This is a genomic window from Pseudomonas bananamidigenes, from assembly GCF_001679645.1.
Classification (GTDB): domain Bacteria; phylum Pseudomonadota; class Gammaproteobacteria; order Pseudomonadales; family Pseudomonadaceae; genus Aquipseudomonas; species Aquipseudomonas bananamidigenes.
In genome coordinates, this window is record NZ_LRUN01000091.1 from 1 (window position 1) to 15,766 (window position 15,766).

Below are 15,766 nucleotides of genomic sequence, written 5' to 3' on the forward strand. Positions count from 1 at the left end.
CCCGAACCGGTCGGGGCGTCAGTTTTTCGGCAATGCGGTTAGCTTTCTGGACGGTCCGCAAAGGCCGTTTACTCAGCGAAGTCGATCAGTGGAACTGTTCTTCTTCGGTCGAGCCGGTCAGCGCGGTCACCGAAGAGGTGCCGCCCTGGATCACGGTAGTCATGTCGTCGAAGTAGCCGGTGCCCACTTCCTGCTGGTGAGCCACGAAGGTGTAACCCTTGGCGGCGTCAGCGAACTCCTGCTCCTGCAGTTTCACGTAGGCGGTCATGTCGTTGCGGGCGTAGTCGTGCGCCAGGTTGAACATGCTGTGCCACATGTTGTGAATGCCGGCCAGGGTGATGAACTGGTGCTTGTAACCCATGGCGGACAGTTCGCGCTGGAACTTGGCGATGGTCGCGTCGTCCAGGTTTTTCTTCCAGTTGAAGGAAGGCGAGCAGTTGTACGACAGGATCTGGTCCGGGTATTCCTTCTTGATCGCTTCGGCAAAGCGACGGGCTTCTTCCAGGTCCGGCTTGGCGGTTTCGCACCAGATCAGGTCGGCGTACGGCGCGTAGGCCAGGCCACGGGCGATGGCCTGGTCCAGGCCTGCACGCACCTTGTAGAAACCTTCCTGAGTGCGGGTGCCGGTCACGAACGGCTGATCGTACGGGTCACAGTCGGACGTCAGCAGGTCGGCAGCGTTGGCGTCGGTACGGGCCAGGATGATGGTTGGTACGCCGGCAACGTCGGCAGCCAGGCGCGCAGCGGTCAGCTTCTGCACGGCTTCCTGGGTTGGAACCAGAACCTTGCCGCCCATGTGGCCACACTTCTTCACGGAAGCCAGCTGGTCTTCGAAGTGAACGCCGGCGGCGCCTGCTTCGATCATGCTCTTCATCAGCTCGTAGGCGTTCAGTACGCCGCCGAAACCGGCTTCGGCATCAGCCACGATTGGCGCGAAGTAGTCGATGTAGCCTTCGTCGCCCGGGTTCTTGCCGGCTTTCCACTGGATCTGGTCGGCACGACGGAACGAGTTGTTGATGCGCTTGACCACGGTTGGAACCGAGTCCACCGGGTACAGCGACTGATCCGGGTACATCGATTCGGCGGAGTTGTTGTCCGCAGCGACTTGCCAGCCCGACAGGTAGATCGCCTGGATACCGGCCTTGACCTGTTGAACAGCCTGGCCGCCGGTCAGGGCACCCATGCAGTTGACGAAGTCTTTCTCTGGGCGGAAGGACGGCTTGGCACCCTGGGTCACCAGGTTCCACAGCTTCTCGGCGCCCATGCGTGCCAGGGTGTGCTCGGGTTGGATCGAGCCACGCAGGCGGACGACGTCAGCAGCGGAGTAAGTGCGAGTCACGCCTTTCCAGCGCGGGTTTTCAGCCCAGTCTTTTTCAAGGGCTGCAATTTGCTGTTCGCGTGTCAGTGCCATGGAGATAAACCTCGTCGCGTCTTTATGAAAAGTTGTTCTGCGGTGGAAAATTCCTTGCGCTCGCTGACCAGAAGCTTGCGATGGTCGGGTCGTATTCGGCGGGGCAGGCGACGGGATGAACGATGGGCTCGAGGGGAGGTGAGCAGGTAAAGGCGAACTGGCGGGCGCGTTCGGGCGTCGTGGGCCCTGGTGCGAGCTACAGTGTGAAGCCGGGTTACCTAATTACGCTTCCGTCCCTCGGGACAACTTCGTTCCAGTCGGCAACCTCGTCAAACACGCCTTGTGGGCGGTACAGACACGAAACGGTTCGCGGGGTAGGTGCGAACATCGCTTCGAAGGCCCTTGCCAGGGCCTCTGATTAGCGGGAGCGAGGCCATCATGCCTTCGCTTTTTTGGCTCGTCAAACGTTTTGTAGTGCTTTTTTTTAAGCACTACATCTTTCGTCTAATACGACTAATCAGTCAGTTTTTGGTGCTTTAGTCCAACGTGTCGACTTTCACCCGCAACGTCATGTCATCCCGGCCTTGAGTCGAGTAGCTGCGGGTCAGGCCCTGTTTGTCGGCCTGAGTCTCTCGATTCACGCCGGCCAGGGTGATCCATTCGCCCAGGCGTCCGGTGACGGTTGTGTCGGTGCTTTGCACGTTCACTACATCAGGACGTTCCTGGCTCATGCGGTCACGGTTGGTGCTGATTGCCAGATGAACGGTGTCGCCGGTGACGCTGGCGGTGACGTAGAAACCTTGAGTCACGTTGCGATATTGGGTCTGGCTGCTGTAATCGCCCCAGGAATTGCTCTGGCTGCTGGTGATCGGCACGCTCTGGCCCACCTGGATCAGGGCAGGTGCGCCTTCGCTGGCCTGAATCTGCTGAATGCCGCCGTCGCGGCTGGCGGTGCTGTAGTTGATGATTCTGGTTTGCTGATCGCCGGTGTTCTGCTGATTGCTTTCGTTGGTGTCGACGGTAATCAGCAGGCGTTTGGGTGCGGTGTCGAGTTGCGTGAGCAGGGCTTTGAGTTCCTGGATCTTGTCCGGCTCGGCCTTGACGATCAACTGATTGCCATAAGCGCTGACCTGGCCGTCCTTGCCAATGAAGTCCTGGGCCACCGGCAGCATGTCCGCGCTGGTGTGGTATTTGAGGGGCACGATTTCTGTGGCTGCCAGCACCGAAAAGCTGCAGCCGAGCAGCAGCGTGGTGAGCAGGGTGCGTAGGGACATGTCCGTTATCTCCGCTTTCGAAAGGCTTGATATTGCCAGTTTGTCGGCCCGGGGTGGGGCAAGTTGAATCGTAGACAGCAAAACGCCCCGGCATCGGGAATGGCGGGGCGTTTTGAGTTTTCTTGAGGCCGCTATCGCGAGCAGGCTCGCTCCCACAGGTTCAGCGTAAATCCTGTGGGAGCGAGCTTGCTCGCGAAAGGAGCGCCTTGGGCTTAAGCCGAATGACGAACCATGTCGACATGGGGTATCCCGGCCTCGAGGAATTCCTCGCTGACCAGTTTGAACCCCAGGCGCTCATAGAACGGGGTCGCCTGAACCTGCGCGCTGAGCATCTGCTGCTTCAGTCCGCGGGCTTCGGCCTGGGCGATGACCGCCTGCATCAGCGCATCGCCGACCTTCAGTCCGCGCCAGTCCTTGAGCACCGAAACCCGGCCGATATGCCCATCGGGCAACAGGCGGGCAGTGCCGATCGGAAAGTCGCCTTCGAAGGCCAGGAAATGCACCGCCGTGGCGTCATCGGCATCCCACTCGAGCTCGGGTGGCACCGACTGTTCGGCAATGAACACCGTTTCGCGAATGCGGCGGATCTCGGCGTTGTCCTTGTGCCAGTCTGCAACGCGTACGCGAATCTTATTCATCGTCGGCGAACCCCAGGCTGCCCTGTTTGACCAGTTCGCACAGCAGGCCGCGACCGTCTTCATCGCTCAGCCAGTCACCGAGGTTGTCGGTGTGCAGGGCGTCGGCGGAGCAGATCAGTTTCAGCAGCTCGCGCAGCTTGCCCGGCAGATAACGGCTCTGACCGCTGGCGAACAGCAGCAGATCGTCATCGACGTTGGACCAAGCCAGTCGGGCACTCGGGTTGCGGATCAGAATGGCGCCGTCTTCAAGGGCGCCGAGGAAGTCTTCTTCCTCGACTTCTTCCGGGCCGACGACCAATTCCGGATAGCGCGGCTCGGTCATGTACTGGCCGAACCAGGTCAGCAGCAGGCGTTCGTCGCTCATGTGTTCGGCGAGTAGCGCTTTGAGGCGGTCGAGTGCATCGTGCTGGATTTGATGCGGGTCATCGCTGACCGGTTTGGCATCGGCGTCGGTGTAGCGCTCTTCATCAGTCAGGAACTGGCTGAGGAAGTCGGTGAAGTGGGTCAGCACTTCAGCGGCGCTCGGTGCGCGGAAGCCGACCGAGTAGGTCATGCAGTCATCGACGGCCACGCCGCAGTGAGCCAGGCGCGGCGGCAGGTACAGCATGTCGCCCGGTTCCAGGACCCATTCTTCGGTCTCGTGGAATTCGGCAAGAATGCGCAGGTCCGCGTGTTGCAGCAGCGGGCTTTCGGAGTCGCACATCTGGCCGATCTTCCAGTTGCGCTTGCCGTGGCCTTGCAGCAGGAACACGTCGTAGTTGTCGAAGTGCGGGCCGACGCTGCCGCCCGGGGCGGCGAAGCTGATCATTACGTCATCGACGCGCCAGCTCGGCAGGAAACGGAAATTTTCCAGCAGTTCGCTGACTTCCGGCACGAACTGATCGACGGCCTGCACCAGCAGGGTCCATTCGCGCTCCGGCAGTTTGCTGAACTCGTCTTCGGCGAACGGGCCGCGGCGCAGCTCCCATGGGCGCTCGCCATGCTCGATCACCAGGCGCGATTCGACTTCTTCTTCCAGGGCCAGGCCGGCCAGTTCGTCGGCGTCGATCGGGCTTTCGAAATCAGGAAAGGCCTGACGGATCAGCAGCGGCTTTTTCTGCCAGTAATCGCGCATGAATTCGCGTGCCGTGAGACCACCCAGAAGTTGAAGAGGAGTATCGGGATTCATATGTAACCTATTGAAAAAAAGCATTTTTCAGACGGGAATAAAAACGCCCGGCGCGGCCGGGCGTCTCAAGCGGGTCAAGCAGTCGATCAGATGCGTTTGGCTTGCGCTACAGCGTTGCCGATGTAGTTGGCCGGAGTCAGTTGCTTGAGCTCGGCTTTCGCGGCAGCCGGCATGTCCAGGCTGTCGATGAAAGTCAGCAGCGCTTCAGGGCTGATGCCCTTGCCGCGTGTCAGCTCTTTCAGCTTCTCGTACGGGTTTTCGATGTTGTAGCGACGCATCACGGTCTGGATCGGCTCGGCCAGGACTTCCCAGCAGGCGTCCAGATCGGCAGCGATCCTTTCGGCGTTGAGTTCGAGTTTGCTGATGCCTTTGAGGCTCGCTTCGTACGCGATCACGCTGTGGGCGAAGCCGACACCGAGGTTGCGCAGCACGGTGGAGTCGGTCAGGTCGCGCTGCCAGCGGGAAATCGGCAGTTTGCTCGCCAGGTGCTGGAACAGCGCGTTGGCGATGCCCAGGTTGCCTTCGGAGTTTTCGAAGTCGATCGGGTTGACCTTGTGCGGCATGGTCGACGAGCCGATTTCGCCGGCGATGGTGCGCTGCTTGAAGTAACCCAGGGAGATATAGCCCCAGATGTCACGGTCGAAGTCGATCAGGATGGTGTTGAAACGCGCAATGGCGTCGAACAGTTCGGCGATGTAGTCGTGCGGCTCGATCTGCGTGGTGTAAGGGTTGAAGGCCAGGCCCAGCTCGTCTTCGATGAAGGCGCGGGCGTTGGCTTCCCAGTCGATCTGCGGGTAGGCCGACAGGTGGGCGTTGTAGTTGCCGACAGCGCCGTTGATCTTGCCCAGCAGCGGAACGGCAGCGACCTGAGCGATCTGGCGCTCGAGACGGTAAACCACGTTCGCCAGCTCTTTACCCAGGGTGGTCGGCGAAGCCGGTTGGCCGTGGGTGCGCGACAGCATCGGCACATCGGCGAAGCGCAGGGCCAGTTCGCGGATGGCGTTGGCGGTCTGGCGCATCAGCGGCAGCATCACGTCGTCACGGCCTTCGCGCAGCATCAGGGCGTGGGACAGGTTGTTGATGTCCTCGCTGGTGCAGGCGAAGTGGATGAACTCGCTGACCTTGGCCAGTTCCGGCAGCTTGGCCGCCTGCTCCTTGAGCAGGTACTCGATCGCTTTCACGTCATGGTTGGTGGTGCGCTCGATCTCTTTCACGCGCTCGGCGTGCTCCAGCGAGAAGTTCTCGGCCAGTTCGTTCAGAACGGCGTTGGCTTCGGCGGAGAAGGCTGGCACTTCCGGGATGCCGGCATGAGCGGCCAGGCGCTGAAGCCAGCGCACTTCAACCAGGACACGGGCACGGATCAGGCCGTACTCGCTGAAAATCGGGCGCAGGGCCTGGGTTTTGCCGGCGTAGCGGCCGTCAACAGGGGAAACCGCAGTGAGCGAAGAGAGCTGCATGGGGTGTTCTCGGACAGTCGGGCAACGAAATGGGGCGCGTATCATACATGAAAAAATCCGCCGGTCCGTCGCCAACTGACCGGCGTATTACGCGTTACTGACTCAAAACGGTGTTGCAGGCGCGGTTCAGCTGCTGCGCATCAGCGGGTAAAGTTCTTTGAGCAATTTGCGACGGCTGATCAGCAGTTGCCAGCGATGGCCACCCAATTGACGCCACAGGCGTGCCGAACGGATGCCGGCGAGCAGCAGGGCGCGAATCTTTGAAGCGTTGCTCGGCTGCTGCAGGTTGCGCATGTCGCCGTGCACCTGGATGCGCTGGCGCAAAGTGCTCAGGGTATCCTGATACAGCGCGCCACACGCGGCGATCACGTTTTCGTGGGCCGGGCCGAAATGTTCGACCTGCGACTGGATCAGCGGCAGACGTTTGCCGATCACGTCGAGCATGTCATCGCGTTTGGCCAGTTGCCGCTCAAGACCGAGCATCGACAAGGCGTAGCGCAACGGCTCGCGCTGCAAGGTGCTCGGATCGCGCTCGAGCGCGCCGATCAATGCGCGATAACCGTCGCGCAGGTTGATGTCATCGCCGCCATAGACGTCCAGCGTGTCTTTCGGATCGCGAACCAGCAGGCTGCCGAGCATGCAGCTCAGACCGGCCTCGTTGGTCTGGCCGGTCTTGGCGATCCGGTCCACCAGCACGGCGGCGAGAAACACGCCACCCAGAGCGGTCAATTGCTCCTGAGTCGGGCTCATGCCTGGCCGCTCCACGGCTCGGCAACTTCGATCACGCCGCCGCCGAGACAGATTTCTCCGTCATAGAACACCACCGACTGGCCCGGCGTGACTGCGCGCTGCGGTTCGTCGAACACGGCGCGGTAGCCGTTTTCGGTTTTTTCCAGCGTGCAGGCCTGATCGCTCTGGCGGTAGCGGACCTTCGCCGTCAGGCGCAGCGGCTGGCTCAAATCGATCGGGTTGACCCAATAGATTTCCGAAGCGAGCAGGGCGCCGGAGAACAGCCATGGATGGTTGTTGCCCTGACCGACGATCAGTTCGTTGGTGTCCAGATCCTTGCGCAGCACGTACCACGGCTCGTCTCCGGCGTCTTTCAGGCCGCCGATGCCCAGGCCCTGGCGCTGGCCGATGGTGTGATACATCAGGCCGTGGTGACGGCCGATGACTTCGCCTTCGGTGGTCTTGATCTCACCCGGTTGCGCGGGAAGGTATTGCTTGAGGAAATCGCTGAAGCGACGCTCGCCGATGAAGCAGATTCCGGTGGAATCCTTCTTCTTGGCGGTCGCCAGCTCGTATTTCTCGGCAATGGCGCGGACTTCCGGTTTTTCCAGCTCGCCGACCGGGAACAGGGTCTTGGCGATCTGTTCACCGCCGACGGCGTGCAGGAAATAGCTCTGGTCCTTGTTCGGATCCAGGCCCTTGAGCAGCTCGGTACGGCCGTCGATGTCGCGGCGGCGCACGTAGTGGCCGGTGGCGATCAGATCGGCGCCGAGCATCATGGCGTAGTCGAGGAACGCCTTGAACTTGATCTCGCGGTTGCACAGGATGTCCGGGTTCGGCGTGCGTCCGGCCTTGTATTCGGCCAGGAAATGCTCGAACACGTTGTCCCAGTACTCGGCGGCGAAGTTGGCGGTGTGCAGTTTGATGCCGATCTTGTCGCACACGGCCTGGGCATCCGCCAGGTCGTCCATGGCGGTGCAATATTCGGTTCCGTCGTCTTCTTCCCAGTTCTTCATGAACAGGCCTTCCACCTCATAACCCTGCTCGATCAGCAGGAGAGCGGAAACGGAAGAGTCCACGCCGCCGGACATGCCGACAATGACGCGCTTCTTGGATGTGTCAGAAGGGGCTGGATCACGCATAGGGATTCAATGAGTGTCTTGAAAAAGGACGCGATTCTATCAGGCTCACGGCCTCAAGGCTAAAGGGAAGGGCGGATCAGTTCGAGACCGAAGCGATTACCGGCCAGATAATCATCGATGCAACGGATGATCAGCTCGCTGCGCCAGCTGTCCCGTCGGGCCAATAATTCGTCGCGGGTCAGCCACTTGGCGCCGACGATGCCGTCGTCCAGCTGATAGTCCGGGCGGTGTTTCACGGCTTTGGCGCTGAAGCATACGCGCTGGTAAGTCACGCCGTTGCTCGGTGCGGTGTACAGATAAATGCCGATGACGGCGGTGGGCTCGACGTCCCAGCCGGTTTCTTCAAGGGTTTCGCGCACGGCGGCTTCGATCAGGGTTTCGTCCGGATCCAGATGACCGGCGGGCTGATTGAGCACGTTGCGGCCAGCCTTGTGTTCCTCGACCATCAGGAAGCGGCCGTTGTCCTCGACGATGGTCGCGACGGTGATGTGGGGGAGCCAGTCCATAAACCTTCCTCAATTCCCAAAACTTGAAACACTAACCCTGTGGGAGCTGGCAAGCCAGCTCCCACAGGGTTTGTATTGGCTTCAGAAACACAAACCCCGGCGCATGGCCGGGGTTTGTGATGTTCCCTACAACCTTATACCAGCGCAGCGATGGCCGCGTTGAGGGTTGCGCTCGGGCGCATGGCCTTGCTGATCAGCTCGGCATTGGCGTGGTAGTAACCGCCGATGTCCACTGGCTTGCCTTGAACGGCGTTGAGCTCGGCAACGATGGTCGCTTCGTTCTCGGTCAGGGTCTTGGCCAGGGTCGCGAACTGCGCCTGCAGTGCAGCGTCTTCGGTCTGGGCAGCCAGGGCTTGTGCCCAGTACATGGCCAGGTAGAAGTGGCTGCCGCGGTTGTCGATGTTGCCGACTTTGCGCGATGGCGACTTGTTGTTGTCCAGGAACTGGCCGGTGGCCTGGTCCAGGGTCTTGGACAGAACCAGCGCTTTCGGGTTGTTGTAGTTCACACCCAAGTGCTCGAGAGAGGCGGCCAGGGCCAGGAATTCGCCCAGCGAATCCCAGCGCAGGAAGTTCTCTTCGACCAGTTGCTGCACGTGCTTCGGAGCCGAACCGCCAGCGCCGGTTTCGAACAGGCCGCCACCGTTCATCAGCGGCACGATCGACAGCATTTTGGCACTGGTGCCCAGTTCCATGATCGGGAACAGGTCGGTCAGGTAGTCGCGCAGAACGTTGCCGGTCACCGAAATGGTGTCCTTGCCGTCGCGGGTGCGCTGCAGGGTGTACTTCATGGCGTCGACCGGCGACATGATCTGGATGTCCAGGCCCTCGGTGTCGTGATCCTTCAGGTAAGCCTGAACTTTTTCGATCACCACGCCGTCGTGGGCGCGCATCGGGTCGAGCCAGAAGATGGCCGGAGTGCTGCTTGCACGAGCGCGGTTGACGGCCAGCTTGACCCAGTCCTGGATCGGCGCGTCCTTGGTCTGGCACATGCGGAAGATGTCGCCGGCTTCGACAGCCTGTTCCATCAGCAGGGTGCCTTTGCTGTCGGTCACGCGAACCACGCCGTCGGCCTTGATCTGGAAGGTCTTGTCGTGGGAGCCGTACTCTTCGGCCTTTTTGGCCATCAGGCCGACGTTCGGCACGCTGCCCATGGTGGTCGGATCGAATGCACCATTGGCTTTGCAATCTTCGATCACGGCCTGGTAGATGGTGGCGTAGCAGCGATCCGGGATCACGGCCTTGGTGTCGTGCAACTGGCCGTCGGTGCCCCACATCTTGCCGGAGTCGCGGATCATGGCCGGCATCGAGGCGTCGACGATGACGTCGCTCGGCACGTGCAGGTTGGTGATGCCCTTGTCGGAGTTGACCATCGCCAGAGCCGGACGAACGGCGTAGACCGCCTGGATATCGGCTTCGATCTGAGCCTGCAGCTCGGCTGGCAGGGACTTGATGCGGGCGTACAGGTCGCCGATGCCGTTGTTCAGGTTGAAACCGATTTCGGCCAGCACGTCGGCGTGCTTGGTCAGGGCGTCCTTGTAGAACTCGGCAACGATCTGGCCGAACATGATCGGGTCGGAGACTTTCATCATGGTGGCTTTCAGGTGAACCGACAGCAGCACGCCTTGTTGCTTGGCGCTGTCGATTTCAGCGGCGATGAACGCGCGCAGGGCTTTCTTGCTCATGACGGAGCAGTCGAGGATCTCGCCGGCCTGAACGGCGGTTTTTTCTTTCAGGACGGTAGCGGTGCCGTCCTTGGCGATCAGCTCGATCTTCACGGTGTCAGCGGCGTCGATCAGGGCGGCTTTTTCGCTGCCGTAGAAATCGCCGGTGCTCATGTGAGCGACGTGGGATTTGGAGTCTTTGGCCCAGGCGCCCATCTTGTGCGGGTGCTTGCGCGCATAGTTCTTGACTGACAGCGGGGCGCGACGGTCGGAGTTGCCTTCACGCAGAACCGGGTTCACGGCGCTGCCCTTGACCTTGTCGTAGCGCGCCTTGGCATCTTTTTCGGCGTCGTTGGTCGGGTTTTCCGAGTAGTCCGGCAGGTTGTAGCCCTGAGCCTGCAGTTCCTTGATCGCGGCCTGCAGCTGTGGCACCGAAGCACTGATGTTCGGCAGTTTGATGATGTTGGCTTCAGGCGTAACGGCCAGTTCGCCCAGTTCGGCGAGGTGGTCGGCTACGGCTTTGTCGCCCAGTTGCTCGGGGAAGCTGGCCAGGATGCGTGCTGCAAGAGAGATATCGCGGGTTTCCACGGCGATATCGGCCGAGGCGGTGTAAGCCTCGATGATCGGCAGCAGGGAATAGGTGGCGAGGGCTGGAGCTTCGTCGGTGAAGGTATAGATGATCTTCGAGCGGGTGGGCATATTCGGATTAACTCTCTCTTCTTTGCTAAAGCGTGCGCAGAAACTCGAGGGGCGCCGGGTAAGCGCGTTCGTTCAAAGTCATCCATGAACCGAATGTCGAGATTCTTCGCGGTGATGTTGGGTGCATCAGTAGAGCGTCAAGCAGTCGGACTGCGGTAACAACCCGACCAATCAGGCGGAAAGTCTCGTGCTAGAGAGGCCAGCCGTCGTGACCCTTTGGTCAGCGGGCGGCATTATACATAGGTAGCTGGCAATCTGCCGATGGTTCATATGCAACGATGCTCGTCCATTGGTCTAAAGGTCGCAGGGCGGGATGGGGCGTAGAGTCGTCGTGAATGCTTGAGATTGGCGCTTTTCCCTTTGCTTTCAGGCTTGTACAAAACGAGATGCGGGCGCGCCCGGAACGGAGGGTTTGCGTGTTGATACAACTGGGTTACGCTCGAAGCAAGCCAGATGTTCAATCCAAACAATGGAGTTCAGCATGGGTTACAAGAAGATTCAGGTTCCAGCCGTCGGCGACAAAATCACCGTCAACGCAGACCATTCTCTCAATGTCCCTGATAACCCGATCATTCCCTTCATCGAAGGTGACGGCATTGGCGTCGACGTCAGCCCTGTGATGATCAAAGTGGTTGATGCTGCCGTGGCCAAGGCCTACGGGGGCAAGCGCAAGATTTCCTGGATGGAAGTTTATGCTGGCGAAAAAGCAACTCAAGTCTACGACCAGGACACCTGGCTGCCCCAGGAAACCCTGGACGCCGTCAAGGATTACGTGGTTTCCATCAAGGGCCCGCTGACCACACCGGTCGGTGGCGGCATCCGCTCCCTTAACGTGGCTCTGCGCCAACAGCTCGATCTGTATGTCTGCCTGCGTCCGGTCGTCTGGTTCCAGGGTGTACCAAGTCCGGTGAAGAAGCCTGGCGACGTCGACATGGTGATTTTCCGCGAGAACTCCGAAGACATTTATGCCGGTATCGAATGGAAGGCCGGCTCCCCTGAGGCCACCAAGGTCATCAAGTTCCTGAAAGAAGAAATGGGCGTTACCAAGATCCGTTTCGACCAGGATTGCGGTATCGGCATCAAGCCGGTTTCGAAGGAAGGCACCAAGCGTCTGGTGCGCAAGGCCCTGCAATACGTGGTGGACAACGACCGCAAGTCGCTGACCATCGTGCACAAGGGCAACATCATGAAGTTCACCGAAGGTGCCTTCAAGGACTGGGGCTACGAGGTGGCACGGGACGAGTTCGGCGCCGAGCTGCTGGACGGCGGCCCGTGGATGAAATTCAAGAACCCGAAAACCGGTCGCGAAGTCATCGTCAAGGATGCCATCGCCGACGCCATGCTTCAGCAGATCCTGCTGCGTCCGGCCGAATACGATGTGATCGCCACCCTGAACCTCAACGGTGACTACCTGTCCGACGCCCTGGCGGCGGAAGTGGGTGGTATCGGTATCGCGCCGGGTGCCAACCTGTCCGACACCGTGGCCATGTTCGAAGCGACCCACGGTACTGCGCCGAAGTATGCCGGCAAGGACCAGGTCAACCCGGGCTCGGTGATTCTGTCTGCTGAAATGATGCTGCGTCACCTTGGCTGGACCGAGGCGGCGGACCTGATCATCAAGGGCACCAATGGCGCGATTGCGGCCAAGACCGTGACCTATGACTTCGAACGTCTGATGGAAGGCGCCAAGCTGGTGTCGTCTTCGGGCTTCGGTGAGGCGATCGTCAAGCACATGTAACAAAGGCAGTTGCAACGAAACCGCCCGGCTCGAGTGATCGAGCCGGGCGGTCTGTTTTCTGGCAGGTGTTCTGGTTGCTTCAGCTGGTCACTGACTGGTGATGAACAGCTGGCGAGGTGGCGTCTTTTGCGGCCTCGACATTCTGAATTTTTGTGGCGTGCAGGCCTTTTGGCCCTTGCACGATCTCGAATTTGACGATTTGCCCGGCTTTGAGGGTTTTGTACCCGTCCATTTCAATGGCGGAGTAGTGCGCAAAGAAATCGATTTCCTTGCCGTCCTCGTCCTTTCCCTCGCGGGCATCGGTGTTGATGAAACCGAACCCCTTGGCATTGTTGAACCATTTCACCTTGCCGACAGCCATGCTCAAATCCCTCTGCAACAGTCTCCATCGCTGGAGTATCATCCAATTCATCCGCCGTCGAATCCGTTAAAAGAATTGACTTCGCGGATCTTTTTTACCCACTGTGGGTTCTATTGGTTGTAACACCGTTTTCCCGATAGTCAAGGTGACCGGGCAGTCGGAGTTGAAAACGTGTCAGGCCGCCCCCACCACTGTATTTGCACAACTGACGAACCTTTCTTTCCATGCATGCAATCAGCCAGATTCGACTAACATTCAATCAGGATCGCCCTGATTTACACGACGACGATTCAGCGGGTATTGCTGTTCAGGAAGCAAAGCCTGCGTTACAGGCGCCGCCGATGTACAAGGTGGTTTTGTTCAATGATGACTACACACCGATGGATTTCGTCGTCGAAGTGCTCGAGGTGTTTTTTAACCTGAATCGCGAGCTGGCGACCAAGGTCATGCTGGCCGTCCACACAGAAGGGCGGGCAGTATGTGGAGTGTTTACCCGCGACATCGCCGAGACAAAGGCCATGCAGGTCAACCAGTACGCCAGGGAAAGCCAGCATCCGCTACTCTGTGAAATCGAGAAGGACGGTTAATCGCCGACCACTTGGGTATGAGGTGAAGCTATGTTAAACCGCGAGCTCGAAGTCACCCTCAATCTTGCCTTCAAGGAGGCTCGTTCGAAGCGTCATGAGTTCATGACCGTCGAACACCTGCTGCTGGCCCTATTGGACAATGAGGCTGCCGCTACCGTATTGCGTGCCTGCGGCGCAAACCTCGACAAGCTCAAGCACGATCTGCAGGAGTTCATCGACTCCACCACGCCGCTGATCCCCGTTCATGACGAAGATCGCGAAACCCAGCCAACCCTGGGCTTCCAGCGTGTGCTGCAACGTGCTGTCTTTCATGTGCAGAGCTCGGGCAAACGCGAAGTGACCGGTGCCAACGTGCTGGTTGCAATCTTCAGTGAGCAAGAGAGTCAGGCGGTGTTCCTGCTGAAACAGCAGAGCGTTGCACGCATTGATGTCGTCAACTATATCGCCCACGGCATTTCCAAGGTGCCGGGGCATGGCGATCACTCTGAAGGTGAACAAGATATGCAGGACGATGAGGGCGGTGAGTCTTCTTCTTCAGGCAATCCGCTGGATGCTTATGCCAGCAATCTCAACGAACTCGCGCGCCAGGGCCGGATCGATCCGCTGGTCGGGCGTGAAACGGAAGTCGAGCGTGTCGCGCAGATCCTTGCGCGTCGGCGCAAGAACAATCCGTTGCTGGTGGGCGAGGCGGGCGTGGGTAAAACCGCGATTGCCGAAGGCCTGGCCAAGCGCATTGTCGACAACCAGGTGCCGGATCTGCTGGCCAACAGCGTCGTTTATTCCCTCGATCTGGGCGCCTTGCTCGCAGGCACCAAATATCGCGGCGATTTCGAGAAGCGCTTCAAGGCACTGCTCGGCGAGCTGAAAAAACGTCCGCAAGCGATCCTGTTCATCGACGAGATCCATACCATCATCGGCGCAGGTGCTGCGTCCGGTGGCGTCATGGACGCCTCGAACCTGCTCAAGCCGCTGCTGTCTTCGGGTGATATCCGCTGCATCGGTTCGACCACGTTCCAGGAGTTCCGTGGCATCTTCGAAAAAGACCGTGCCCTGGCACGTCGCTTCCAGAAGGTCGATGTGGTCGAGCCGTCGGTGGAGGACACCATCGGTATCCTGCGCGGTCTGAAAGGCCGTTTCGAACAGCACCACAACATCGAGTACAGCGACGAGTCGCTGCGTGCCGCTGCGGAGCTGGCTTCGCGCTACATCAATGACCGGCACATGCCGGACAAGGCCATCGATGTGATCGACGAAGCGGGCGCCTACCAGCGTCTGCAGCCGGTCGACAAGCGTGTGACCCGCATCGACGTGCCGCAGGTCGAAGATATCGTGGCGAAGATCGCGCGGATTCCGCCTAAACACGTCACCAGTTCCGACAAGGAGCTGCTGCGTAACCTGGAAAGGGATCTGAAACTGACGGTGTTTGGTCAGGACGCGGCGATCGATTCGCTGTCCACCGCGATCAAGCTGTCCCGTGCAGGCCTGAAGTCGCCGGACAAACCGGTCGGTTCGTTCCTGTTCGCCGGCCCTACCGGTGTCGGCAAGACCGAGGCGGCGCGGCAACTGGCCAAGGCGCTGGGGATCGAGCTGGTTCGTTTCGACATGTCCGAGTACATGGAACGCCACACCGTATCGCGTCTGATCGGTGCGCCTCCGGGTTATGTCGGTTTCGACCAGGGCGGTCTGTTGACCGAAGCGATCACCAAGCAGCCCCACTGCGTATTGCTGCTCGATGAAATCGAGAAGGCGCATCCGGAAGTCTTCAACCTGCTGCTGCAGGTGATGGACCACGGCACGCTGACCGACAACAACGGGCGCAAGGCGGATTTTCGCAATGTGATCGTGATCATGACCACCAACGCCGGTGCTGAAACCGCGGCGCGTGCTTCGATCGGTTTCACCCATCAGGATCACTCGTCCGATGCGATGGAAGTGATCAAGAAGAGCTTCACGCCGGAATTCCGCAACCGTCTGGATACCATCATTCAATTTGGTCGCCTCAGCCACGAGGTCATCAAAAGCGTGGTGGACAAGTTCCTCACCGAACTTCAGGCGCAACTGGAAGACAAGCGTGTACTTCTGGAGGTCACCGACGCGGCGCGCAGTTGGCTCGCGGCCGGTGGTTACGACTCGGCAATGGGCGCTCGCCCGATGGCGCGTCTGATCCAGGACAAGATCAAGCGTCCGCTGGCGGAGGAGATTCTGTTTGGCGAGCTGGCCGAGCATGGCGGTGTGGTGCACATCGACATCAAGGATGGCGAGCTGACGTTTGACTTCGAGACCACGGCGGAAATGGCTTGATGGTTGTTGGTCTGTCGTAAAGCGAAAGGCGCCTTTGGGCGCCTTTTTGCTGTCTGCGGTTTTTGGTTTGGGGGGGGCATATCCGTTGCTGCGGTAGCGGCTTCTTAGGGTTCCGCCCTTACGGCGGTCTTGCAACGCCCCAAAAGTAACCAAA

At 59.8% G+C, this 15,766-nt stretch carries 13 protein-coding genes; 3 read left to right on the forward strand and 10 right to left on the reverse strand.

The features are described from left to right. Positions 1-85: 85 nt before the first annotated feature. The 9 genes from aceA to BBF94_RS25790 form a co-directional block, all read right to left on the reverse strand. A complete protein-coding gene (gene aceA, locus BBF94_RS25750; RefSeq protein ID WP_065261741.1) occupies positions 86-1,411 on the reverse strand; it encodes an isocitrate lyase in 1,326 nt (441 codons plus the stop codon). A gap of 476 nt (positions 1,412-1,887) precedes the next feature. Then, the gene (locus BBF94_RS25755; protein WP_065261742.1) at positions 1,888-2,625 is read right to left on the reverse strand and encodes a secretin N-terminal domain-containing protein; all 738 of its coding nucleotides are present in this window, start codon (positions 2,623-2,625) and stop codon (positions 1,888-1,890) included. Between the two features lie 212 nt (positions 2,626-2,837). After that, a complete protein-coding gene (locus BBF94_RS25760) occupies positions 2,838-3,263 on the reverse strand; it encodes a GNAT family N-acetyltransferase (RefSeq protein ID WP_065261743.1) in 426 nt (141 codons plus the stop codon). Then, a complete protein-coding gene (locus BBF94_RS25765) occupies positions 3,256-4,431 on the reverse strand; it encodes a ribosomal protein uL16 3-hydroxylase (RefSeq protein ID WP_065261744.1) in 1,176 nt (391 codons plus the stop codon). The genes BBF94_RS25760 and BBF94_RS25765 overlap by 8 nt, the downstream gene beginning before the upstream one ends. A gap of 86 nt (positions 4,432-4,517) precedes the next feature. Continuing rightward, entirely contained in the window at positions 4,518-5,888 is a 1,371-nt protein-coding gene (gene purB, locus BBF94_RS25770; RefSeq protein ID WP_065261745.1) for an adenylosuccinate lyase, read from the reverse strand. A gap of 126 nt (positions 5,889-6,014) precedes the next feature. Then, positions 6,015-6,638: a high frequency lysogenization protein HflD gene (gene hflD / locus BBF94_RS25775; protein WP_065261746.1), complete on the reverse strand. Its 624-nt coding sequence runs from the start codon at positions 6,636-6,638 to the stop codon at positions 6,015-6,017. Continuing rightward, positions 6,635-7,759 carry a tRNA 2-thiouridine(34) synthase MnmA gene (mnmA, locus tag BBF94_RS25780; protein WP_065261747.1) on the reverse strand — a complete coding sequence of 375 codons (1,125 nt, stop codon included), beginning with the start codon at positions 7,757-7,759 and terminating at the stop codon, positions 6,635-6,637. The genes hflD and mnmA overlap by 4 nt, the downstream gene beginning before the upstream one ends. A 59-nt stretch (positions 7,760-7,818) precedes the next feature. Further along, positions 7,819-8,265 carry an NUDIX hydrolase gene (locus BBF94_RS25785; protein ID WP_065261748.1) on the reverse strand — a complete coding sequence of 149 codons (447 nt, stop codon included), beginning with the start codon at positions 8,263-8,265 and terminating at the stop codon, positions 7,819-7,821. Between the two features lie 134 nt (positions 8,266-8,399). Further along, entirely contained in the window at positions 8,400-10,625 is a 2,226-nt protein-coding gene (locus BBF94_RS25790) for an NADP-dependent isocitrate dehydrogenase (RefSeq protein WP_065261749.1), read from the reverse strand. 481 nt (positions 10,626-11,106) lie between these two features. On the opposite strand from BBF94_RS25790, the gene icd reads away from it, so the two are divergent. Further along, positions 11,107-12,363: an NADP-dependent isocitrate dehydrogenase gene (icd, locus tag BBF94_RS25795; protein ID WP_065261750.1), complete on the forward strand. Its 1,257-nt coding sequence runs from the start codon at positions 11,107-11,109 to the stop codon at positions 12,361-12,363. 79 nt (positions 12,364-12,442) lie between these two features. Here the strand turns inward: icd and BBF94_RS25800 are convergent, their stop codons facing one another. After that, complete coding sequence (locus tag BBF94_RS25800) at positions 12,443-12,724, reverse strand: cold shock domain-containing protein (protein WP_065261751.1); 282 nt, start codon at positions 12,722-12,724, stop codon at positions 12,443-12,445. 224 nt (positions 12,725-12,948) lie between these two features. Here BBF94_RS25800 and clpS point away from each other — a divergent pair, with 224 nt between their 5' ends. Then, positions 12,949-13,311: an ATP-dependent Clp protease adapter ClpS gene (clpS, locus tag BBF94_RS25805; protein ID WP_015094394.1), complete on the forward strand. Its 363-nt coding sequence runs from the start codon at positions 12,949-12,951 to the stop codon at positions 13,309-13,311. A gap of 30 nt (positions 13,312-13,341) precedes the next feature. Continuing rightward, positions 13,342-15,612 (forward strand): ATP-dependent Clp protease ATP-binding subunit ClpA, encoded by a 2,271-nt coding sequence (gene clpA / locus BBF94_RS25810; RefSeq protein ID WP_065261752.1) that lies wholly within the window; start codon positions 13,342-13,344, stop codon positions 15,610-15,612. Positions 15,613-15,766 lie beyond the last annotated feature (154 nt).

Bases quoted from the DNA above. Each gene is read 5' to 3' on its own strand.
- aceA (WP_065261741.1), bottom strand. From the start codon at position 1,411: ATGGCACTGACACGCGAACAGCAAATTGCAGCCCTTGAAAAAGACTGG.
- BBF94_RS25755 (WP_065261742.1), bottom strand. From the start codon at position 2,625: ATGTCCCTACGCACCCTGCTCACCACGCTGCTGCTCGGCTGCAGCTTT.
- BBF94_RS25760 (WP_065261743.1), bottom strand. From the start codon at position 3,263: ATGAATAAGATTCGCGTACGCGTTGCAGACTGGCACAAGGACAACGCC.
- BBF94_RS25765 (WP_065261744.1), bottom strand. From the start codon at position 4,431: ATGAATCCCGATACTCCTCTTCAACTTCTGGGTGGTCTCACGGCACGC.
- purB (WP_065261745.1), bottom strand. From the start codon at position 5,888: ATGCAGCTCTCTTCGCTCACTGCGGTTTCCCCTGTTGACGGCCGCTAC.
- hflD (WP_065261746.1), bottom strand. From the start codon at position 6,638: ATGAGCCCGACTCAGGAGCAATTGACCGCTCTGGGTGGCGTGTTTCTC.
- mnmA (WP_065261747.1), bottom strand. From the start codon at position 7,759: ATGCGTGATCCAGCCCCTTCTGACACATCCAAGAAGCGCGTCATTGTC.
- BBF94_RS25785 (WP_065261748.1), bottom strand. From the start codon at position 8,265: ATGGACTGGCTCCCCCACATCACCGTCGCGACCATCGTCGAGGACAAC.
- BBF94_RS25790 (WP_065261749.1), bottom strand. From the start codon at position 10,625: ATGCCCACCCGCTCGAAGATCATCTATACCTTCACCGACGAAGCTCCA.
- icd (WP_065261750.1), top strand. From the start codon at position 11,107: ATGGGTTACAAGAAGATTCAGGTTCCAGCCGTCGGCGACAAAATCACC.
- BBF94_RS25800 (WP_065261751.1), bottom strand. From the start codon at position 12,724: ATGGCTGTCGGCAAGGTGAAATGGTTCAACAATGCCAAGGGGTTCGGT.
- clpS (WP_015094394.1), top strand. From the start codon at position 12,949: ATGCATGCAATCAGCCAGATTCGACTAACATTCAATCAGGATCGCCCT.
- clpA (WP_065261752.1), top strand. From the start codon at position 13,342: ATGTTAAACCGCGAGCTCGAAGTCACCCTCAATCTTGCCTTCAAGGAG.